Consider the following 20434-nt stretch of genomic DNA (forward strand, 5'->3'; position numbering starts at 1 on the left):
GGAGGTGACGCGATGCCACACCCCCGCTGGAAATCCAGGCTGGCACTCGCGCTCACGACCGTCCTGACCGCCTCGACCGCTGCCGTCGTCACGTCCGCCACGCCGGCGGCAGCGGCCCAGACCATCGGCTACCCGACGTTCAGCAACACCTCGGCCATCCCGGCCGCCCCGGTCGGCTACACGACCGGCAACATGATGCAGACGATCTACAACGCGGAGAGCGGCGGCACCGACTTCTGGGTCGACCGCATGCTCGGCCGCAGCGGCGGCGGCGACCCGGCCGACGCCGACGGCGCCATCCTCATGACCCGGGGCCGGGCCCTGTTCATGAAGACGTACAACCCCGGTGTCATGGGCTTCGCCGGCCAGGTCGCCTACTGGGAGAGCATCAGCAACGCCAACGCCTACTCGATCACGGCCAGCCCGGGCACGTTCACGGAGCAGACGGGGCAGCGCTTCCAGGCGCCGAGCTACTCCCGCAACGTGTTCAGCAGCGGCTCGGTCGCCATCACCCAGCAGAAGTTCATCACCAACAACAACGTCGCGGTGACCAACCTGTCGATCAAGAACAACGGCAGCGCGTCGACCACGATCTCGCTGCGGGCCGTCTCGCCCTACGCGACCAGCGGCAGCGGCAACGAGCTGACCGGGTCGACGAGCACGAAGAACAACCTGACGACGCTCACGACGAAGCTCTCCGGTGACGGCTTCGCCGTCTCCTCCGGCGGGCTCAACCGGTCGATCACCGTCGCGGCCGGCGCCACCGCCACGGCGAAGGTCGTCATGGGCTTCATCGCCGCCGAGATCCCGGAGTCCGCGACCGAGTACTCCACCTACGCCGGCTACGACAACGCCACCGCGTTCGCCACCCACGTGCGCACCTACAACAAGTGGTGGGCGGACAACATCCCGTTCTTCGACTCGCCCGAGCCGGCGCTGACGAAGAACTACTTCTACCGCTGGTGGCTCATGCGGTTCAACAACCTCGACGCGAACATCCCGGGGCAGACGTATCAGTTCCCGACGTCCGTCGAGGGCGCGCTCGGCTACAACAACGCCATCGCGCTGACCCAGCCCATGCACATCGACGACCTGAAGTACCTGCGGACGCCGCTGTACGCCTACGGCGACTGGCTGTCGGTCGGGCAGGTGTCGAAGAACGGCCGGTTCGTCGACAACCCCGGCGACCCGGAGAACTGGTCGAACAGCTACACCCAGTACATCGCCGAGGCGGCCTGGCGCAGCTACCAGATCCACGGCGGCCAGCCGGCGATCGCGCAGAACCTGGCCAAGTACGCCGAGGGCGACGTCAAGGGCCAGCTGGCGACGTACGACACGAACAACAACAAGCTCATCGAGTACGACTGGGGCGCGCTGACCGGCAACGACGCCGACGCGGTGTCGTTCCACTGGCGGGCCGGCAACATGGACCGCGGCGAGTCCGCCTACCAGTACTCCGGGGCGCGGGCCGCGGCCCAGGCCTACGCGGCCGTCGGCAACACCGCCAAGGCGGCCGAGATGAACACCCTGGCCGACCAGATCCAGGCCGCGATCGTCAACGTGCTGTGGAACCCCAGCCACAACCTGTTCGAGAACCGGATGGCCTCCGACGGGGCGTTCAACCCCTGGAAAGAGATCAACATCTACTACCCGTTCGCGGTGGGTGCCATCCCCAACACGACACAGTACAAAGCGGCCCTGCGGCTCTTCGACGATCCCGCGCAGTACCCCATCTTCCCGTTCTACACCGCCAACCAGGCGGACAAGGCGGCGTCGGGCACCGGCAGCAACAACTTCTCCACCATCAACTCCACCGTGCAGTTCCGGCTGCTCAGCTCCGCGCTGCGCAACTACCCGACGACCTACCTGAACAACGACTGGTACAAGAAGCTGCTGTACTGGAACGCCTGGGCGCAGTACGTCGGGGGCAACACCAACTACCCCGACGCCAACGAGTTCTGGGCCAACTGGAACGGCTCGTCCATCACCTACCGCTCGTGGATCCACCACAACATCCTCGGCAGCAGCAACTGGACGCTCATCGAGGACGTCGCCGGGCTGCGGCCGCGCAACGACGCGAAGGTGGAGCTCAACCCGATCAACATCGGGTGGGACCACTTCACCGTCAACAACCTGCGCTACCGCAACGCCGACCTGAGCATCGTGTGGGACGACCCGGCCGACGGCGTGACCCGCTACCCGGGCGTGCCGCAGGGCTACAGCATCTTCATCAACGGCACCCGGGTGGCCACGGTCAACTCGCTCGTGCCGTTCACCTGGGACCCGGCCACCGGCACCGTCACCACCACCGGGACCGTCGGCTACAGCCAGGCGTACACCGGCCTGCAGGCCCCGACCCAGGTCGTGCAGACCGACGCCCGCGTCGTCGACGCGATGGCCAAGGCCGGCATCGACAACGCCACCACCCCGCCGACCAACCTCGTCACCGGCTCGACCGTCTCGGCCTCCTACACCGGGTCGGGCACGTCCACCGGCGGCGCGACCGACGGGTACCCGACCAACGAGCCCTACTGGGGCGCCGGCGGCTCGCCGAACGCCCAGGACTGGTACGAGGTCAACTTCGGCACCGCCCGCACCGTCAACGAGGTCCGGCTGTACTTCAAGGACAGCCGCCCGGCCTCGGCGACATACCGGCCGCCGTCGTCGTACGACATCCAGTACTACAACGGCAGCGCCTGGGTCAGCGTGGCCGGCCAGGCCAAGAACCCGAGCACCCCGAAGGGCAACTACAACGTCGTCACCTTCCCCGCGGTCAGCGCGCAGCGGGTCCGGGTGCTGGCGACCAACGCCTCCGGGGCCAAGACCGGACTCACCGAGATCAAGATGTACAACCGGGGCGGCACCCAGCCGCCGGTGTCGACCAACCTGGCGCTGTCGGCGTCGCCGGTCTGCTCGTACACCTCGTCGTGGGAGAGCTGCGCGGCGATCAACAACGGTGACGAGCCGACCAGCTCCAACAGCGGCGCCACGAACGACGGCTCGCGCTGGGGCACCTGGCCCAACAGCGGCACCCAGACGGCCGAGCTGCAATGGTCGACGGCCCAGTCGCTGACCAAGGCGCAGGTGTACTTCTTCGACGACGAGGGCGGCATCGACATGCCCTCGGCGTGGAAGTTGCAGTACTGGAACGGCTCCGCGTACGTGGATGTCGCCGGGGCCAGCGGCTACACCCTCACGAAGAACGCCTACAACACGGTCACCTTCACCGGGGTCTCCACCACCCGGCTGCGGGTGTCGCTGACGGCGACGGGCACCGCCTCCGTGGGGCTGCTCGAGGTCAAGGCGTTCGCCTAACCATGCACACCGTGCGGAGACCTCCGGCGATGCGGGACGTCGCCCACCTCGCCGGGGTCTCCCACCAGACCGTGTCGCGGGTGGTCAACGACCACCCCAACGTCCGGTCGGAGACCCGGGCCCGGGTCCTGGCCGCGATGCGGGCGCTGGACTACCAGCCCAACGTCGCGGCCCGGACCCTGGCCACCAACCGGTCCCAGACGCTGGGGCTGGTCACGTTCGACACGACCCTCTTCGGGCCGTCCTTCATGGTCCACGCCATCGAACGGGCGGCCCGGGAGGCCGGCTACTTCGTCAGCATCGCCAGCGCCCGGGAGCCCGACGTGCCACAGGTCCGCGAAGCGATCCGGCGCCTGCGCGAGCAGGCGGTGGAGGGCATCGTGACGCTCGCGCCCGTCGCGGCGGCCTGGACGGCACTGCGCCAGGAGCCCCTGGACGTGCCGATCGTCGGCCTCGGCATCTCGTCGGGGGAGGCCGAAGGGGTGCCGATGGTGGCCATCGACAACGCCGCCGGGGCGGCGATGGCCACCCGGCACCTGCTCGAACTCGGCCACGCCACCGTCCACCACGTCGCCGGCCCGGCCAACTGGCCGGAGGCCCGCGAGCGGCAGGCCGGCTGGCGCGCCGCCCTGGAGGAGGCGGCCCGGCCGGCCCCGCCCCCCCTCGCGGGGGACTGGAGTGCCGCCGCCGGCTACGACGCCGGTCTGGCCCTCGCCGACCGGCCGGAGGTGACCGCCGTGTTCTGCGCCAACGACCAGATGGCGATCGGCGTCCTGCGGGCGCTGCACGAGGCCGGCCGCCGCGTGCCCCGCGACGTCAGCGTCGTCGGCTTCGACGACGTGCCCGAGGCGCCGTACCTGCTCCCGCCGCTGACCACCGTGCGGCAGGACTTCGCCGAGCTCGGCCGGCACAGCCTGGCCCTGCTCGTCGCCCAAATCTCGACAGGCTCACGGCGGGGCGAGCAGTTCCGCTCCGCGCCGAGCCTGATCGTGCGCAGTTCTACCGCCACACCCCTTGCAAATTGAGAGCGCTCACAAAACGATGAACGATCTAGGGAAGGAACGATCGTGAAACGCTGGATGGGCAGCATCGTCGCTGCGACGTTAGTGTTCGGCGCCGCCGCGTGCGGAGACGACAAGGGCGGGACCAACGCCGACACCCCGGCCAACGCGGACAGCGGGGCCCAGCTCACGCTGTGGACCCGGGCCGCCACCGAGTCGCAGTCGAAGGCCTACGCGGCCGCCTACAACGCCACCCACAAGAACCAGGTGCAGGTCACGGCGTACCCGAACGAGGAGTACCCGGCCAAGCTGGCCTCCGCCGCCGGCGCCAAGGCCCTGCCCGACCTGTTCGCCTCGGACGTCGTGTTCGCACCCCAGTACGCGTCGCAGGGCCTGTGGCTGGACATCACCGACAAGTTCAACGCGCTGCCGTTCAAGGACAAGGTCGCCCCGGCGCACGTGCGCAACGGCACCTGGAAGAACAAGGTCTACGCGGTGCCGCACACCATCGACATGTCGGTGATGCTGTACAACAAGGACCTGTTCACGAAGGCCGGCCTCGACCCGGAGAAGCCGCCGACGACCCTGCAGGAGTTCGCCGACGACGCCCGTGCCGTCGACAAGCTCGGCGGGGACATCAACGGCACCTACTTCGGCGGCAACTGCGGCGGCTGCAACGTGTTCACCATGTGGCCGTCGGTGTGGGCCGCGGGCGGTGACGTCATGAGCGAGGACGGCACCACCAGCCAGATCAACGGCAAGGAGATGACCGACGTCTTCGCGCTGTACCGCAAGCTCTACGACGAGGGCGTGGCCGCCCCCGCGTCCAAGGACGAGGCCGGCCCGACCTGGCTCGGCGCGCTGCAGAGCGGCAAGATCGGTATCGCTCCCGGCCCGGCCGCGTGGCTCGGCCTGATCGAGGAGAAGGCCACCTTCAAGCTCGGCGTCGCCCCGATCAGCGGGCTCACCGGCGGCGAGTCGACGTTCGTCGGCGGTGACGCCATCGGCGTGGGCGCAACCACCAAGAACGCGGCCGCGGCCTGGGACTTCCTGTCCTGGACCCTCGGCGACGAGGCCCAGGTCGAGGTCATCGCCAAGGGCAAGGGCGTGCCGGTGCGCACCGACCTCGCCTCGAACAAGTACTCGCAGGCGGACCCCCGGGTCGTGAAGATCAACAACCTGATGGGCAAGGGCAAGACCCCCTACGCCAAGAACTTCAACGCCACCTACAACGACCCGCAGAGCCCCTGGGTGACCGCGTTCCGCGGCGCGCTCTACGGCGACGCGAAGAAGTCCCTCGACGACGGCGCCACCGCGCTGACGGCCTCGCTGAAGAAATAAGAGAGACGATGACCTTGCTCGTCGACGAGCGGCCGGCGGTCACCCCGCCGGCCGCCCGGCCCCGCCGCCGGCGCGCCCGGCAATGGGTCGGCGCCCTGTACGCCGTGCCCACCGCCTTCATGGTCGGCATGTTCTTCCTGGTGCCCCTCGGCCTGGTCGCGTACATGTCGCTGCACCACTGGCCGCTGCTCGGCGCACCCGAGATCAACGCGCCGGAGAACTACGCCGGCATGGCCGACGACGAGCTGCTGTTCACCGCGGCCTGGTTCACGCTCAAGTACACCGTCGTGGTCACGGTGCTGCTCTTCGCGCTGTCCTTCGGGCTGGCGCTGCTGGTGCAGCACCCCGGCCGCGGCATCGGCTTCCTGCGCACCGCGTTCTTCATCCCGGCCGCGGTCGGCTTCGCCAGCGCCTCGCTGCTGTTCCTGGGCCTGCTCAGCGACGAGATCGGGCCCGTCAACGACATCCTGCGCTGGACCGGCCTGGTCGACGGCTACGTGTCGTTCACCAGCGGCAGCTCCACCAGCGCGCTCAGCTCCGCGGTGGGGCTTGTGCTGTGGCGCTTCGCCGGCTTCAACATGCTGATCCTGCTGACCGGCCTGCAGTCCATCCCGGTCGAGGTCTACGAGGCGGCGAAGCTCGACGGGGCCAACCGTTGGCAGACCTTCCGGCGCATCACGGTACCGCTGATGCGTCCGACCCTCGCGCTCGTCCTCACGCTCATGGTGACCGGGTCCCTGCTCGCGTTCGACCAGTTCTGGATCCTCACCCGCGGCGGGCCCGACAACTCCACCACCTCGCTCGTGATGGTCATCTACCGCAAGGCGTTCATCGAGCTCGACCTGGGCTCGGCCGCCGCCATCTCGGTCGTGCTGCTCGTCGTGCTGATCGTGTTCAACGTGGTGCAGCTCGGCATGCTGCGCAGAAAGGACAGCTGACATGCGACGGCTCACCGGTGCCGCCCTGGCCATCCTGTTCCTGTTCCCGCTGCTGTGGAGCGCGTTCGCGTCGGTCCGCACGAAGTCGGGCTTCGGCCTGGAGAACTACGCGCGGCTGTTCACCTCCGACAACGGCATCCGCGTCGAGCACGTCGTCAACAGCGTCACGCTCAGCCTGCTCACCGTCGCCGGCACGCTGCTGATCAGCGGCCTCGGCGGCTATGCGTTCGGCCGGTTCGACTTCCCCGGCAAGAACGCCCTGTTCCTGCTCACTCTCGCGATCCTGATGGTGCCCTACGCGACCATCCTCATCGCGCTGTACGTGATGCTCGGCTGGATCGGGCTGCAGGACTCCATCATCGGGCTCAGCCTCGTGCTCATCATGTTCCAGCTGCCGTTCTCGGTGTTCATGATGCGCAACTCCTTCGAGGCCGTGCCCAAGGAGCTGGAGGAGGCCGCGCTGCTCGACGGCTGCGGCAGCTTCCGCGCCCTGATCCGGATCATGCTCCCGGCGGTGAAACCCGGGCTCATCACCGTCGGGCTGTTCGCGTTCCTCACCTCGTGGAGCGAGTTCTTCGCCCCGCTGATCCTGCTCAACTCGACCGACAAGTTCACCATGATGCTCGCTGTGGTGAACATGCGCACCGCCTCGTTCGGAGCCATCGACTACGCCGCGTTGGAGGCCGGCGTGACGTTCATGGCGGTGCCCTGTCTGGTGCTGTTCCTCATCCTGCAGCGCAGCTATGTCCGTGGCTTTATGTCGGGGGCGCTGCGCGGCTGACCCCCTGTATGGAGGAGCCATGCCCACCCGCCGCACTGTAGTTATGGTTTCGGCCGGAGCGGCCGCCACCGCTCTGATCAAGCCCGGAATCTCTGCGGCCGCCACCACCGCCCGGCCGGACACCGGAGTCTCGGCCTACCCCTTCCCGTTGGGTTCTGTCCAGCTGCTGACCAGCCCGTTCACCGCCAACACGGGCCGGACCCAGTCCTACCTGCTGTACCTCGACAACGACCGGATGCTGCACACGTTCCGGCTCAACGTCGGGCTGTCCTCGTCCGCCACCGCCTGCGGCGGCTGGGAGTCGCCGACCACGGAGCTGCGCGGGCACTCGACCGGGCACCTGCTCAGCGCCCTGGCCCAGGCCTACGTCAGCTCGGGCAACACCGCGTTCAAGACCAAGGGCGACGCGCTCGTCACGGTGCTCGCCCAGTGCCAGGGCCGGGCCGCCACCGCCGGGTACAACACCGGGTATCTGTCGGCGTTCCCGGAGAGCTTCATCGACCGGGTCGAGGCGCGGCAGTCGGTGTGGGCGCCCTACTACACCCTGCACAAGATCATGGCCGGGCTGCTGGACATGCACCTGCTGGCGGGGAACGCCCAGGCTCTGACCGTACTCACCGGGATGGCGTCCTGGGTCAAGTTCCGCAACGACCGGCTGTCGCAGACTGCTCGGCAGAACATGCTCGACACCGAGTTCGGCGGCATGAACGAGGTGCTGACCAACCTCTACCAGGTCACCGGCGACGCCAACCACCTGGCCGCGGCCCAGCAGTTCGACCACGCCGAGATCTTCGACCCCCTGGCGAGCAACACCGACGCGCTGAACAACTACCACGCCAACACCCAGATCCCGAAGATCATCGGTGCGATCCGCGAGTATCACGCCACCGGCACCACCCGCTACCGCGACATCGCCGTGAACTTCTGGGACATCGTCACGAAGCACCACACGTACGCGATCGGCGGCAACTCCAACGGCGAGTACTTCAAGGCCCCCGACCGCATCGCCAGCGAGCTGTCCGACTCCACTGCCGAGTGCTGCAACGTCTACAACATGCTGAAGCTGACCCGGCAGCTGTTCTTCACCAACCCGGCCCGCGCCGACTACATGGACTACTACGAGAAGGCGCTGTACAACCAGACCCTGGCCTCGCAGGACCCGAACTCGTCGCACGGCTTCCAGTGCTACTACGTCCCGCTGCGGGCCGGCGGGATCAAGACGTACAGCAACGACTACAACAGCTTCGTCTGCTGCCACGGCACCGGGATGGAGAGCAACACCAAGTACGGCGACTCCATCTACTTCCACGACGGCGGCAGCACGCTCTACGTCAACCTGTACATCCCGTCGGTGCTCACCTGGTCGGCCCGCGGCGTCACGATCCGCCAGGACACCACGTTCCCGGACGCCGGCTCCACCAAGCTCACCGTCACCGGCTCGGGGACGTTCACGGTCAAGGTCCGGATCCCGTCCTGGGCGACCGGAGCCGGGCTGGCCGTGAACGGGGCGGCGCAGGCGGCGCCGCAGCCCGGGACCTATGCCACGATCAACCGCACCTGGGCCTCCGGCGACACCGTGACCGTCACCCTGCCGATGGGCCTGACCCGCGAGTCCGCCAACGACAACAGCACCGTGCAGGCGGTGAAGGTCGGCCCGATCGTGCTCGGCGGGCTCTTCGGCACCAGCAACCTGTCGGCGCTGCCCGTCCTCGACCCGTCGACGCTCACGGCGACGAGCACGCCGCTGCAGTACACCGCGAACGGCGTCACGTTGCAGCCGTTCTACAAAGTGCATGGTCAGCGGTACTCGGTCTACTGGTCCGTCACCGGCGGGCAGACGCTGCCGGCGTTCGTCGCGCACTACCCGTTCGACAACAGCGCGACCGACGCCACCGGCAACGGCAAGGCGGCGACGCTGTCCAACACGACCTACGTGACGGGCCGGACCGGCTCGGCCGTGAACCTCAACGGCACCAACGGCTACGTGTCGCTGCCGGCCGGGATTCTCAACGGGGCCACGGCGTTCTCGATCGCGCTGTGGGTCCGCATCGACACCCTGACCAGCTGGAGCCGGGTCTTCGACTTCGGCACCGGCACCGGCGTGAACATGTTCCTGACCCCGCGCTCGTCGACGGGCACGGCCAGGTTCGCGATCACCACCGGCGGGTCCGGCGGCGAGCAGCGGATCGAGGCCCCGGCGGCGCTGCCGGTGGGCGCCTGGACCCACGTGGCCGTGACCCGCAACAGCAACGTGGGCATCCTGTACGTCAACGGGGCCGAGGTGGCCCGCAACTCGTCCATGACGTTGAGCCCGTCGTCACTGGGCAACACCACGCAGAACTGGCTGGGCCGCTCCCAGTACGCCGACCCGTACCTGGCCGGCGCGCTCGACAGCGTCCGGCTGTACAGCCGCGCGCTGTCGGCGTCGGAGGTTTCGGCCTTCTACTCGGCCGGGAACTAGGAGATGTGGGCCCCCGCTCTGCCGGGCGGGGGCCCATCGCTCGTTCAGTGGGCCACGTCGACGGCGACGCGGTCCGGCGCGTGCAGGACCAGGACCCGGAATCCGGCGCCGCAGTGGCTGACGCCGAGGCCGAAGCTGGCGTGGCCCTCGAAGTAGCCGCCGGACTTGATCTGGCGCAGGGTGGGCAGGTTGGGGTTGTACACGGTGCCGAGGTTGATCGCCGGAACGCCGGCGTCGGTGAACACGATGAGCAGGGTGGCCGCACCGGCGACCGGGATCGTCTGGCCCTGGCCCTGGCCGACCAGCGGGGCATACTCGACCCGCCAGCCCGGAGTACCACCGGAGAAGTCGAACACGGCCCGGTCATAGGCGTCGTGCCGCCCGGTGCGGATGCCGGTCAGGACCGGCTGGAAGCCGCCGGTCGCCGGTCCGGAGATCAGGGTGGTGCCGGTGGGGGCGGGCAGGTCGGCGGCCTGCGCGGTCGCCGGCAAGCCCAGCAGTACCGCGGCACACGCCACCGCGGCGAGCAGTAATCGGCGCATGATCTGCGCTCCTTTCGGTTCGAGGTGCACAGATGACGGTGGATCAAAATTGGAGGTTTACGTCGGCTGCCCGACAGTTGTCTCATACATAGATGCGCAACGTTGCGATATTGGCCGTTCTACTCGGCCTGCTGATCTACCCCGCTACTGCGAGCGCGCACGCCGCCCCGCCCGCGTGCACCTTGCCCACCCCGAGCACCACCCAGCCGGGATACACCGTCGCCGACCCGAACTGTGACGTCGACGGGACGCCGTTCGTGCCCGTCGCCGGCTCGGCGGTGTACACCGGAATCCTCAACGGCGCCGCCTATCGCCTGGAGAAACCGTCCGGCTGGAACGGTGAGCTGGTCGTCTTCGCCCACGGCTACCGCGGGGACGGCAAGGTCGTCTTCGTGAGCAACCCGTCGCTGCGGGCCCACTACCTGGCCCGCGGGTTCGCGTGGGCCGCGTCCAGCTACCAGACCAACGGCTACGACGTCGGGCAGGGCGTCCGCGACTCCTACGCCCTCATCGACCTGTTCAAGACCCGCACCGGACACCGGGCCAGGGACGTGTACATGGCCGGGGAGTCGATGGGCGGGCACATCACGGCGGTCGCGATCGAGCACTATCCGCGGGCGTTCGTCGGCGCGATGCCGGTCTGCGGTGTGCTCGGCGACGCGGAGCTGTTCGACTACTTCCTCGACGCCAACCTGACCGCGGCCGCGCTGACCGGCGTGAAGGTGCCGTTCCCGGCCGATCCGGCGGCGTATGAGGCTCTGGTCCGCCAGGAGCTGCCGAAGCTCGACGGGCGCTGGGCCGACGTGGTCGAGCAGCGCAGCGGCGGCACCCGGCCCGGCTTCGACCAGGCGTTCGCGTTCTGGAGCGCGCTGCCGTCGATCCCGCCGCTGACCACGGTGCCGTTCCTGTTCGGCCTGTATCCGGGCCTGACCGGCGGCACCGAGAACATCGCCGACGGCAACGTCACCTCGAACCGGTTCACCATCTACCAGGAGGACGCCTCGCCCTGGCTCACCCGCGACGAGCTGCGGCTCAACCGGGACGTGCTGCGCGTCGACCGCACGGCCCGGCCGAGCCGCGACCTGACCGGCATTCCCAAGGTCGAGGGCCGACCGCCGGTGCCGACCCTGTCCATGCACACGATCGGCGATCTGTTCGTGCCGATCTCGATGGAGCAGGTGTATGCCCAGCGGGCCCGGGCCAACGGCGTGTCGCAGCGGTTCGTGTCACGAGCGGTGCGGGCGCTCGGGCACTGCGAGTTCACACAGCCGGAGCTGCAGCGCGGCTTCGACGATCTGGTGACGTGGGTCCGCGGCGGGCACCGCCCGGGCGGCGACGCGATCCTCGATCCGCGCGTGGTCGCCGATCCGCGGTTCGGCTGCCGCTACACGGTTTCGGACCGGCCGAACTTCGGGGCGGCGTGTTAGCGATTGCGTCCGGCGGTCCTGCGTCACACCCGGCGCAGGACCGCGACCACCTTCCCGAGAATGGTGGCGTCGTCGCCGGGGATGACGTCGTAGGCCGGGTTGCGCGGGACGAGCTCCACGTGGCCGTCGCGGCTGCGGTAGGCCTTCACCGTCGCCTCGCCCTCCAGCATCGCCGCGACGATGTCACCGTTCTCGGCCACCGCCTGCTGGCGCACCACGACGATGTCGCCGTCGCAGATCGCGGCCTCGATCATCGAGTCGCCCTTGACGTTGAGGGCGAAGAGGGTGCCGTGCCCGACCAGGGTGGTCGGCAGGGTGAGCTCGTCGTCGGGCACCTGCTGCTCGGCCAGGATCGGCCCACCGGCGGCGATCGTGCCGACCAGCGGCACCGCGACGCCGGGGTCGGTGCCGTGCGCCGGACTGTCGTAGGGGGAGCGGATGTCGACCGCCCGCGGCCCGTGCGCGTCGCGGCGGATCAGCCCGGCCTTCTCCATCTTCTTGAGATGGTGGGCGACCGAGGACGGCGAGCCGAGGCCGATCGCCGCGCCGATCTCCCGCACGGTCGGCGGATATCCGCGCCGCTCGATCGACTCGCGGATGACCGTCAAGATGCTCTGCTGCCGCGGGCTCGTCATGTCAGCACAATACCGTACGTGTTCGATCAGATGTACGAATCGTGACAACTTTTGATCCATCCGAGGGATACCGGCCGCGATGTTCGGCCCAATACATCGACGTCGGCGAGGCTTATGCTGACCGCCATGCTCGACCGCCCCCCGGTCTCCACCGTCTCGCTGGTCTCCTTACTCGAGGCGGGTGACGACGACGGCCTCGCCGCCGAGCTGGTCGACCTCGCCACCCGCAACCGGCTGCCCGGCGCCGTCCGCGACGAGCTGCAGGCCCTGCCGGACGCCCGCCGCTCCGCCCTGGCCCTGCGCGTGATCGAGCGCGCCGCCGCCACCACCCCGCCGGTCCCGGTCGAGCGGATGCTCATGCGAATCCTCGACGGCCTGGCCCCGGACGCCCTGTCCTGGCGCGCCGCCCGCCACCTCATCGGCGCGGTCTCCACCTGGGTCGGCTCCCGGCCCGGAGCCCTGGCCGTGCTGGCCGCCGTCGCCGAGCGGGAGACCGGCGAATGCCCACCGGCGCTGCTCGCGGTCATGCGGCGCACCGCCCACGAGGGTGACAAGCACTGGCCGGCCTGGTATCGCGCGCCCATGCAGCCCTGGCTCGACGACACCCACGGCCGGCTGAACGTCGGCGAGCCCTGGGCCGAGGCCGCCAACACCGAGACACCGACCGTGGAGCTGCTCACCCACGCCCTGGCCGCGGGCGGCGCGAAGCCGGCCGCCCGCTGGTCCCAGCGCGCCAAGACGCTGATGGCGGAGCTGGGCGCCGACGACACCCGGGCACTGATCCGCCGCTGGTTCGGCCTCGTCCCGAGCCCCCGCACGATCATGCTCCAGACCGAGGATCGTTGGGACCCGAACGAGGTCCCGGACGCCTACAACGCACGAGCATTACGCGGCCTGTTGTACATCCTGGCCGTGACTCCATCGCAGGACGACGACGTCCCGGCCGTCGGCCGCCTGGCCCAGCACGCCGCCGAGAAGGTCCCCGGCCACGGCCCGCGCAGCCAGATGATCGCCCACGCGAGCGTCTACGCCCTCGAGCGCTTCAGCACCGTCGCCTCCCTGCGCGAACTGGCCCGCCTGCGCTCCCTCGGCCAGCCCCCGGGCATCGCGGCCGCGTTGACCGCCGCCATCGGCCGCCGCGCCGTCGCCCTGAGCGTCGACCCGGCCCGCCTGTAGCCGTCCGAGCCGGGCCGGGAATGCGCGGCGCGGCCCGCGTGTCATATCGGACATGAGTTCGCGGATCGTCACCTGTGTGCAGTGCGGCCAGCGCAACCGTGTGCCGGCGACCGCCTCCGGCAAGCCGGTCTGCGGCAGGTGCAAAGCGGCGGTGCCGTGGATCGTCGACGCCGACGACCAGACCTTCGAGGCCGTGGCCGAGCGCTCGTCGACGCCGGTCCTGGTCGACCTGTGGGCGGCGTGGTGCGGACCGTGCCGGATGGTCGGCCCGGCCCTGGAGCAGGTCGCCGGCGAGCTGGCCGGCACCGTCAAGCTCGTGAAGGTCGACATCGACCAGGCCCCGCGCGTCCAGGTCCGCTTCGACGTGAAGGCCGTGCCGACCCTGATGATCGTCCGCGACGGGCGCGTGGTCGCCCGCCAGACCGGCGCCGCCTCACCCGCCGCGCTGCGCAGCTGGGTCGAGCGCACCCTGCAGGAGACCAAGACCGGTTGATCGGCCGCGAGCACCCACCGCGCTGCGCGGCTGGGTCGGGCCCACCTCCAGGAGACCAGGACCGCTTGATCGGCCGCGCTCAGCGGTTGGTGGAGCGGGCGGCGACGTCGGCCATGGTGGCGCGGTAGGCGGCCGGTGCGAGCTCGCCGCGCAGCAGCTGGTCGATCGCCGCGGACTCGGCGGCGGCCAGGCCGTCGCGGTCGGCGGGCTCCGGCAGCGGGCCGAGGCGGGCCGCGAGCCAGAGGGCGGCCCGGGGCTCGTAGGCGCCGCGGCGGCGGCCGCGCCGGATCCGCTGGGCGTGTGCGGCGATCAACGCGGCGTAGACCAGCGCGATCAGCAGGGCCACGAGCAACGGTGCGGGCACGACCCAGTCTCGCACGCGTAGCCTGACGGTCGTGTCCGATACCCGGGTGTACCGCGCCCAGCCCGCCGACCTGGCCGCGATCCTGCCCCTCGTGGAGGAGTTCTGCGCCGCCGACGGGCATCCGTACGACGCGGTCCGGGTGACCCGCGCGCTCACCCCGCTGCTGGCCGGCGACGAGCACGGCCAGGTCTGGCTGGTCGCACCCGCCGCCGCCGGGACCGGGGCCGCCGGGTACGCGGTCGTGACGTGGGGGTGGAGCCTCGAGTCGGGCGGCCGGGAGGCGCTGCTCGACGAGATCTACGTGCGCGAGCGCGGGGCCGGGACCGGGGCGGCGCTGCTGCGGCGGGTCCTCGCGGCCGCGGCCGGTGCGGGTGCGGCGGTCATGTTCCTGGAGACCGAGGCGCGCAACGAGCGGGTCCGGGGGTTTTACGCGCGGCACGGGTTCGCCGCCGACGACTCCGTGTGGATGAGCCGGGCGCTGGGCGCGGCTGTGCACTGACCGGCGGGTAACCGTACAGTGTCACGTGCGGGAGCGCCGCGGCCCGGCACCGGCCGTGCGCTCCCGCCCGCTCAGCCCAGTTGTGCGCTCAGGCGCTCCAGGATCTCCGCCAGCACCGCGGGGCTGGTCGCGAAGTTCAGGCGGACGAAGGTGTCGGTGCTGATGGCAGTACCAATGGAGAATTCGGCGCCGTCACTCAACCGGACGCGCGCGGTGCGCTCCAGCCACCGCGCCGGCTCCGGGTGCTCCACGCCGCCGAGCCAGGCCAGGTAGGTCGCCTCGGGCTCGCGGTAGCGCAGCGGAAGCCCGGCCGCCCACGCGCTCACCGCGGCCCGGTTGGCCGTGAGCGTGTCCATCAACCGGTCCAGCCAGGCGCGGCTGTCCCGCCATGCGGCGACGGTGGCGAGGTGACCGAGCGTGCTCGGGGTGCCGAAGATGTCCGGCGGCATCGCGTCGAGCCGCGCGCGCAGGGCGGCCGGGCCGACGTGCGCGACCGCGCAGCGCAGGCCGGCCAGGTTGAATGCCTTGGTGGCGGAGGTGGTGGTGACGGTACGGCGGGCGGCCCGTTCGGAGAGTGACGCGAACGGGATGTGCCGGTGCGGCGCGTACACCAGGTCGGCGTGGATCTCGTCGGCCAGCACCGGCAGGTCGTGCCGCTCGGCCAGCTCCAGCAGCGCCTCCAGCTCGGCCCGCCGCAACACGCGGCCGGACGGGTTCTGCGGGTTGACGAGCACCATGAGCCGCACGCCGGCCATGGCCTCCGCGCGATCCGCGGCGGGGTCCGCGCCGGGCGTGGGCAGCGGCACGATCCGGCGGCCGCTGCGGGTGATCGCGGCCAGGAACGGGGGATAGGCCGGCACGTGGATCGCGACGCCGTCGCCAGGGCTGGTGGTCTGCTCGATCATCACCTGGAGGATCTGCAGGACGTCGGTGAAGACGCGGGTGTGCCCGCCGCTCGGTGTCCATCCGTGCCGGTCGGCCATCCAGGCCTCGAACGCGGCCGGCACCGGGTTGCCGCCCGGCCAGTGCGGATAGCCGAAGTCCTCGCGCTCCACGGCGTCGAGCAGCGCGTGCCGGATCGCGGGGCTCACGCCGAGGTCCATGTCCGCGACCCAGGCCCCGATGGTGTCCGGCGCGACCGCGCCCCACTTGACGCCGGTACCGCGCCGGAGCCGGTCCGGGTCCACGGTGGACTGCGGCCGCAGCAGGTCCCGCAGGATCTCCATCTGCCCGTGGTGCTGCGCCAGTTCTTCGTAGACGTGCAGCAGTGCCGCCCCCTGCGTCGCGATGCCGCCCGGCCCGAGAAAGCGCGGGTCGGCGGTGCCCCGTAGCGGCGCCTTGCAGTCCGCCGCCCGCACGTCCGCCGCCAGCTGCTCCCGGGCCGCGGCGACCCGCTCCAGCAGCGGCCCGACCGGCCCCGAGCTGGTGAACTCGGCGTCCCGGTCGCGCTCGACGGCCCGCCCGGCGACGAGCGCCCCGGCCCAGTACGAGACCACGCCCAGGCAGTGCGTCAGCAGCGCGTACGGCGAGCTGGCGCCCTGCACCGGCGGCCGCGTATTGGCCAGCTCGTCCCCGAGCCCGTCCACGATCCCGGCCATCCCGGACAGCGCCCGCCCGGTCGCGTCCAGGTACTCCTCAGCGGTGATCACTCCGGCCTCCTCGGCTCGCGTCACCGGCTTGACCGGTGACGGGGGTGAGCTTGCGCCGGGCTGGCGTCACCTGTCAAGCTGGTGACGTGACGTTCGTGTTCGTGAGCGGCGACCTGGCGCTCGACTTCGCCGCGACCCTGAAGTGGCGCCGCGGCCCGGACCCGGAGGAGCTGCTGGCCACCGGCGCGGACGCCGCCCGCTGGGCAGTCAAGGCCGGCGTGCTGTCCCGCCCGCCGCGGGTGGGCGAGGAGGAGCTCCGGGCCCTGCTGACCCTGCGCGAGTCCGTCTACAGCGCCCTGCACCCGGCCGCGGCCGCGCCCCGCCCGGCCGACATCCGCGTCCTCAACCGGGCCGCCGCCCACCCCGCCCCGCGCCCCTCGCTGACCGCCCTGGGCGTCCGCCGCAGCGGCGACGCGGCCGCACTCGGCGCCGCGGTGGCGGTGGCCGCGATCGCCCTGCTGGAGAGCCGCCCGCCGATCCGCGAGTGCGCGGGTGAGGCCTGCACCCGCCTGTTCGTCGACCGCTCCCGCGCCGGCAACCGCACCTGGTGCGGCATGGAGGAGTGCGGCAACCGCGTCAAGGCCGCCTCCTACCGCGCCCGCCGCGCCCAGGAGTAACCCACCCCCGGACCGCGCCCCTTGCGCGGCCACCGGTCCGGTCCGCATGGGCTCCGCCGGGTGATCCTGTTCGGGGCCGAACGGTTGGGCTGGTCGGCGGGGAAGGTCGGCCTTGCGGGCCATGCACACCGGTTACGGACAGTGCTATCCATGCCTGATGTTGCCCGGTGGCATGATGCCCGTCACCCAGCTCGTCACGATGCTGCGCAGCTCACCGCCGAAGTCCGCGGCCGGCCTGCTCATGGCCATGCCCGCCGAACGGCTCCCGATCGTCGCCGCCGCCATGCGCCCGGCCGACCTCGTCCGGATCGTGCCGGCACTCAAACCCGAGGCTCGCCGCGGGCTGCTGCAGGCGCTCGAACCGGCCCACCTCTGTGCGGTCTTCTCGGGGGTACCGCCGCGTGAGGCCGCCGGTCTCGTTCCCATGCTGCCGACGGAGCGGCTCGCGCCCGTAGTGGCCGGCCTCTCCGACGGCGCCCTCGCCGAGCTGCTCGGCGGCCTCGCCCCGGACCAGCGTCAGCGGGTCGAGTCGGTCGCCGATCCGCGGCGCGAACGCAAGGTGCTCGGCCTGCGCTACGGCGACGCGGTCTCGCAGGCGCTGGTGCGCGGCAACGTGCACGTGGCCGTCTACGGCGACACGGTCCTGGTGACGAAGGGCCGCTGGCGGATCGCCGTCGCCGCGCGGCACGGCGACGACGGGCGGGTCGCCGTGCGCGACGCCGAGGACACCGCCTACAAGGTGCGGGCCGACGGTGCCCTCGCCGTCACGGACGTCGCGGCGGCGGCCGACGTGTTGCAGTACACCCGCGAAACCCGGGAGGCCGGACGACCACTGGAAACCGTTGTGTGGGTGGACGACCGGCACGACGGGCACCTCATGCGGGCGCTGGTCAGCCTGTTGCAGTGACCGGCCTCGCAGCCGGGGAGGGCCGCGGTGCAGCGTTTTGCCGCGGCCGGGGCTGCGGGACGGGCCTCGCAGCCGGGGAGGGCCGCGGTGTAGCGTTTCACCGTGGCCGAGGCTCGAGGCCGGGCTGCGGGACGGGCCTAGCAGCCGGGAAGGACCGCGGTACAGCGTTTCACCGCGGTCGGGGCGAGGCTCGAGGCCAGGCCGGCCGAGTCGGTGCCGATGCTGGTGTCGTTGAGCCAGATGACGTAGTCGCCGCGGCGCACGGCCACGATGTCGGCGGTCACCGAGATGCCGATGTCGGTGCTGCCGGTCATGCGCAGGCCCACGGACTCGTCGCCGAGGCCGGCCGGCACGTTCGTCGCGGCGAGCGTGAACTTCACGGCGATGCCGGCCAGCTGCTGCTCGAAGCTCTTGCAGTCGGTCGTGGTGCTGCGCAACGCTTTGAGCGCGCCGGTGGCCTGGCCGGCCGGGAGGCGCACGACGGCGTCGGTGAGGTACGGGCCCATCGCGCCCCGGGCGAAGGTGACCGCCGCCGACACCGACTGGTCGGTGGTCATCGGTTCGAGCGCCGGGCACCCCGGGAAGCTGCCGCCGCCGATGCTCACCTTGCCGTTGTGGCTGGTCGCGACTGCGACGGGGGTGAAGCCCCCGCCGGGGATGTCGCCGTCGGTGAGCAGACCGGCCCGCAGGTCTTCGCCGGCGGGGCCGGCGCTCGGGGCGACCATCACCGGAGCGGCCGACTCGGCGGCGGCGGCCAGGCGGGCCATCCCCGTGAGCCGGACCGTGGTCTCGGCGTTGGCGTGGGCGGAGCAGCCGGTGAGGGCCAGCGTGCCGAGGAGCAGCAGCGCCGCCCCGTTCGTGCGAGTCATCGCTCGTCTCCCTCGAGTAGACGTCCCGCTCGACGCTACGGAACCGACAAAGCTAATGTGTCCGAAATTTCGGATTTGTGCACCGATTGAGCGAATACATTCGCGATAGGCTGCGCGAATGAGCGTGGGGTCTTTCATCGATGCGGTGCAGGAACAGGTCGACGCGCTGCACAGCCTGGTGTTCCTGAAAAACGGCGAGGTCGTCGCCGAGGCCGCCTGGCACCCCTACGGGCTGGACCAGCCGCACCGGCTGTTTTCGCTCAGCAAGAGCTTCACGAGCACCGCGGTCGGGTTCGCGATCGCCGAAGGGCTGCTCGACCTGGACGACCCGGTGGCCAAGCACTGCGACGGCCGCGGCGACCCGCGCCTGCTCATCCGGCACCTGCTGACGATGACGACCGGCCACGTCGAGGACCCGACCAACCTCGCCACGGCGAAGACCGACTGGCTCGACGCGTTCCTGGCGATCCCGATCGAGCGGGAGCCGGGCACGCACTTCCTGTACAACACCGGCGCCACCTACGCCGCCGGCGCGATCGTGCAGCGGCTCACCGGACAGCGGCTCGTGGACTACCTGCGCCCACGCCTGTTCGACCCGCTCGGCTTCGGACCCGTCGTCTGGGAGCAGTGCCCCCTGGGCCGGGACGTCGCCGGCTGGGGCATGTCCGCGACCGTGCGCGAAATCGCCAGATTCGGCCAGGTGTACCTGCACGACCCCGACGGCATCCTCCCGCCCGGCTGGGCCGCGGAGGCCACCCGCAAGCAGGTCGACAACCACAACGACGACCGGCCCGAGGTCATCGACTGGCAGCAGGGCTACGGCTTCCAGTTCTGGCGCTGCCGCAACGGCGCCTACCGCGGCGACGGGGCGTTCGGGCAGTTCTGCGTCGTGCTGCCCGAGCAGCGGGCGGTCCTGGCCATGACCGCCGGCACCAACGACATGCAGACCGTGCTCAACCTGGTGTGGGAGCACATCCTCGACGACCTCGAGCCCGCGCCCGCGCCGGAGCTCGCACTGCGGACCGTCCCCGGTGGACCGTCCACCGTGGAGGGACGCTTCGAGGTGGCGGCGCCGCGCCGGCTCAACCCCCACGACTGGCGGCCCAGCCACGAGCAGGTCCCGACGATCCGCGCGGTCACGTTCAGCCCGGGCCGCATCGTCATCGAGGACGCCACCGGCACCCACGAGCACCCATACTCCCACGACACCTGGGTCCGCAACGGCCTCACCGCCGCCACCGCCGCCTGGACGGGCAACGACTTCACCCTGAAGGTGGCCTATGTGGACGGACCGTTCATCCGCACGTACCGCGGCCACCTCGACGGCGACGAGCTCACCCTCAACCCGAGCGACAACGTCTCCTTCGGCCCGACCGTCTATCCACCGGTGACCGCCACCCGCGTGACCGATTGACGATC

At 70.8% G+C, this 20434-nt stretch carries 18 protein-coding genes; 13 read left to right on the forward strand and 5 right to left on the reverse strand.

What is annotated here, in order from left to right:
- Nucleotides 1–12 precede the first annotated feature (12 nt).
- The 6 genes from ACIA8L_RS45745 to ACIA8L_RS45770 all read left to right on the forward strand — a co-directional run bounded on the left by ACIA8L_RS45745 (nucleotide 13) and on the right by ACIA8L_RS45770 (nucleotide 9837).
- Nucleotides 13–3315: a discoidin domain-containing protein gene (locus ACIA8L_RS45745; RefSeq protein WP_395914901.1), complete on the forward strand. Its 3303-nt coding sequence runs from the start codon at nucleotides 13–15 to the stop codon at nucleotides 3313–3315.
- A gap of 2 nt (nucleotides 3316–3317) precedes the next feature.
- On the forward strand, nucleotides 3318–4340 hold the full coding sequence (locus tag ACIA8L_RS45750; RefSeq protein ID WP_395914903.1) for a LacI family DNA-binding transcriptional regulator: 1023 nt from the start codon (nucleotides 3318–3320) through the stop codon (nucleotides 4338–4340).
- A gap of 42 nt (nucleotides 4341–4382) precedes the next feature.
- Entirely contained in the window at nucleotides 4383–5657 is a 1275-nt protein-coding gene (locus ACIA8L_RS45755) for an ABC transporter substrate-binding protein (RefSeq protein WP_395914905.1), read from the forward strand.
- An 8-nt stretch (nucleotides 5658–5665) separates the two neighbouring features.
- Nucleotides 5666–6595, forward strand: a complete 930-nt coding sequence (locus ACIA8L_RS45760; protein WP_395914907.1) for a carbohydrate ABC transporter permease — start codon at nucleotides 5666–5668, stop codon at nucleotides 6593–6595.
- Nucleotide 6596: 1 nt separating this feature from the next.
- Entirely contained in the window at nucleotides 6597–7376 is a 780-nt protein-coding gene (locus ACIA8L_RS45765) for a carbohydrate ABC transporter permease (protein ID WP_395914909.1), read from the forward strand.
- A 148-nt stretch (nucleotides 7377–7524) separates the two neighbouring features.
- Nucleotides 7525–9837 carry a beta-L-arabinofuranosidase domain-containing protein gene (locus tag ACIA8L_RS45770; protein WP_395914911.1) on the forward strand — a complete coding sequence of 771 codons (2313 nt, stop codon included), beginning with the start codon at nucleotides 7525–7527 and terminating at the stop codon, nucleotides 9835–9837.
- Nucleotides 9838–9881: 44 nt separating this feature from the next.
- Here ACIA8L_RS45770 and ACIA8L_RS45775 read toward each other — a convergent pair whose 3' ends face one another.
- A complete protein-coding gene (locus tag ACIA8L_RS45775) occupies nucleotides 9882–10379 on the reverse strand; it encodes a hypothetical protein (RefSeq protein ID WP_395914913.1) in 498 nt (165 codons plus the stop codon).
- Between the two features lie 92 nt (nucleotides 10380–10471).
- On the opposite strand from ACIA8L_RS45775, the gene ACIA8L_RS45780 reads away from it, so the two are divergent.
- The gene (locus ACIA8L_RS45780; RefSeq protein WP_395914915.1) at nucleotides 10472–11806 is read left to right on the forward strand and encodes an alpha/beta hydrolase family protein; all 1335 of its coding nucleotides are present in this window, start codon (nucleotides 10472–10474) and stop codon (nucleotides 11804–11806) included.
- A 23-nt stretch (nucleotides 11807–11829) separates the two neighbouring features.
- Here the strand turns inward: ACIA8L_RS45780 and lexA are convergent, their stop codons facing one another.
- The gene (lexA, locus tag ACIA8L_RS45785) at nucleotides 11830–12441 is read right to left on the reverse strand and encodes a transcriptional repressor LexA (RefSeq protein ID WP_395914916.1); all 612 of its coding nucleotides are present in this window, start codon (nucleotides 12439–12441) and stop codon (nucleotides 11830–11832) included.
- Nucleotides 12442–12567: 126 nt separating this feature from the next.
- Between lexA and ACIA8L_RS45790 the strand changes: the two genes are divergently transcribed.
- Both ACIA8L_RS45790 and trxA read left to right on the forward strand, forming a co-directional pair.
- Entirely contained in the window at nucleotides 12568–13617 is a 1050-nt protein-coding gene (locus tag ACIA8L_RS45790; protein ID WP_395914918.1) for a hypothetical protein, read from the forward strand.
- Nucleotides 13618–13669: 52 nt separating this feature from the next.
- On the forward strand, nucleotides 13670–14110 hold the full coding sequence (trxA, locus tag ACIA8L_RS45795) for a thioredoxin (protein WP_395914920.1): 441 nt from the start codon (nucleotides 13670–13672) through the stop codon (nucleotides 14108–14110).
- Nucleotides 14111–14189: 79 nt separating this feature from the next.
- On the opposite strand, the gene ACIA8L_RS45800 is transcribed toward trxA, so the two are convergent.
- Nucleotides 14190–14489: a hypothetical protein gene (locus tag ACIA8L_RS45800; protein ID WP_395914921.1), complete on the reverse strand. Its 300-nt coding sequence runs from the start codon at nucleotides 14487–14489 to the stop codon at nucleotides 14190–14192.
- Between the two features lie 16 nt (nucleotides 14490–14505).
- Here ACIA8L_RS45800 and ACIA8L_RS45805 point away from each other — a divergent pair, with 16 nt between their 5' ends.
- Entirely contained in the window at nucleotides 14506–14973 is a 468-nt protein-coding gene (locus ACIA8L_RS45805) for a GNAT family N-acetyltransferase (RefSeq protein ID WP_395914923.1), read from the forward strand.
- Nucleotides 14974–15044: 71 nt separating this feature from the next.
- On the opposite strand, the gene ACIA8L_RS45810 is transcribed toward ACIA8L_RS45805, so the two are convergent.
- Entirely contained in the window at nucleotides 15045–16622 is a 1578-nt protein-coding gene (locus ACIA8L_RS45810; protein ID WP_395914925.1) for an aminotransferase class I/II-fold pyridoxal phosphate-dependent enzyme, read from the reverse strand.
- An 86-nt stretch (nucleotides 16623–16708) separates the two neighbouring features.
- Here ACIA8L_RS45810 and ACIA8L_RS45815 point away from each other — a divergent pair, with 86 nt between their 5' ends.
- Nucleotides 16709–17239, forward strand: coding sequence for a CGNR zinc finger domain-containing protein (locus ACIA8L_RS45815; RefSeq protein ID WP_395914927.1), 531 nt, complete (start codon nucleotides 16709–16711; stop codon nucleotides 17237–17239).
- 157 nt (nucleotides 17240–17396) lie between these two features.
- Nucleotides 17397–18146, forward strand: a complete 750-nt coding sequence (locus tag ACIA8L_RS45820) for a magnesium transporter MgtE N-terminal domain-containing protein (protein WP_395914929.1) — start codon at nucleotides 17397–17399, stop codon at nucleotides 18144–18146.
- Nucleotides 18147–18283: 137 nt separating this feature from the next.
- Here ACIA8L_RS45820 and ACIA8L_RS45825 read toward each other — a convergent pair whose 3' ends face one another.
- On the reverse strand, nucleotides 18284–19015 hold the full coding sequence (locus ACIA8L_RS45825; RefSeq protein ID WP_395914931.1) for a hypothetical protein: 732 nt from the start codon (nucleotides 19013–19015) through the stop codon (nucleotides 18284–18286).
- Nucleotides 19016–19133: 118 nt separating this feature from the next.
- On the opposite strand from ACIA8L_RS45825, the gene ACIA8L_RS45830 reads away from it, so the two are divergent.
- The gene (locus tag ACIA8L_RS45830) at nucleotides 19134–20429 is read left to right on the forward strand and encodes a serine hydrolase domain-containing protein (protein WP_395914933.1); all 1296 of its coding nucleotides are present in this window, start codon (nucleotides 19134–19136) and stop codon (nucleotides 20427–20429) included.
- Nucleotides 20430–20434 lie beyond the last annotated feature (5 nt).

Origin of the sequence: Dactylosporangium sp. NPDC051541 (genome assembly GCF_044454505.1) — a bacterium.
Lineage (GTDB): Bacteria > Actinomycetota > Actinomycetes > Mycobacteriales > Micromonosporaceae > Dactylosporangium.

Excerpts from the sequence above, each read along its gene's own strand:
- ACIA8L_RS45745 (WP_395914901.1), top strand. The coding sequence starts at position 13 with ATGCCACACCCCCGCTGGAAATCCAGGCTGGCACTCGCGCTCACGACC.
- ACIA8L_RS45750 (WP_395914903.1), top strand. The coding sequence starts at position 3,318 with ATGCACACCGTGCGGAGACCTCCGGCGATGCGGGACGTCGCCCACCTC.
- ACIA8L_RS45760 (WP_395914907.1), top strand. The coding sequence starts at position 5,666 with ATGACCTTGCTCGTCGACGAGCGGCCGGCGGTCACCCCGCCGGCCGCC.
- ACIA8L_RS45765 (WP_395914909.1), top strand. The coding sequence starts at position 6,597 with ATGCGACGGCTCACCGGTGCCGCCCTGGCCATCCTGTTCCTGTTCCCG.
- ACIA8L_RS45775 (WP_395914913.1), bottom strand. The coding sequence starts at position 10,379 with ATGCGCCGATTACTGCTCGCCGCGGTGGCGTGTGCCGCGGTACTGCTG.
- ACIA8L_RS45780 (WP_395914915.1), top strand. The coding sequence starts at position 10,472 with ATGCGCAACGTTGCGATATTGGCCGTTCTACTCGGCCTGCTGATCTAC.
- lexA (WP_395914916.1), bottom strand. The coding sequence starts at position 12,441 with ATGACGAGCCCGCGGCAGCAGAGCATCTTGACGGTCATCCGCGAGTCG.
- ACIA8L_RS45790 (WP_395914918.1), top strand. The coding sequence starts at position 12,568 with ATGCTCGACCGCCCCCCGGTCTCCACCGTCTCGCTGGTCTCCTTACTC.
- trxA (WP_395914920.1), top strand. The coding sequence starts at position 13,670 with ATGAGTTCGCGGATCGTCACCTGTGTGCAGTGCGGCCAGCGCAACCGT.
- ACIA8L_RS45820 (WP_395914929.1), top strand. The coding sequence starts at position 17,397 with ATGTTGCCCGGTGGCATGATGCCCGTCACCCAGCTCGTCACGATGCTG.
- ACIA8L_RS45825 (WP_395914931.1), bottom strand. The coding sequence starts at position 19,015 with ATGACTCGCACGAACGGGGCGGCGCTGCTGCTCCTCGGCACGCTGGCC.
- ACIA8L_RS45830 (WP_395914933.1), top strand. The coding sequence starts at position 19,134 with ATGAGCGTGGGGTCTTTCATCGATGCGGTGCAGGAACAGGTCGACGCG.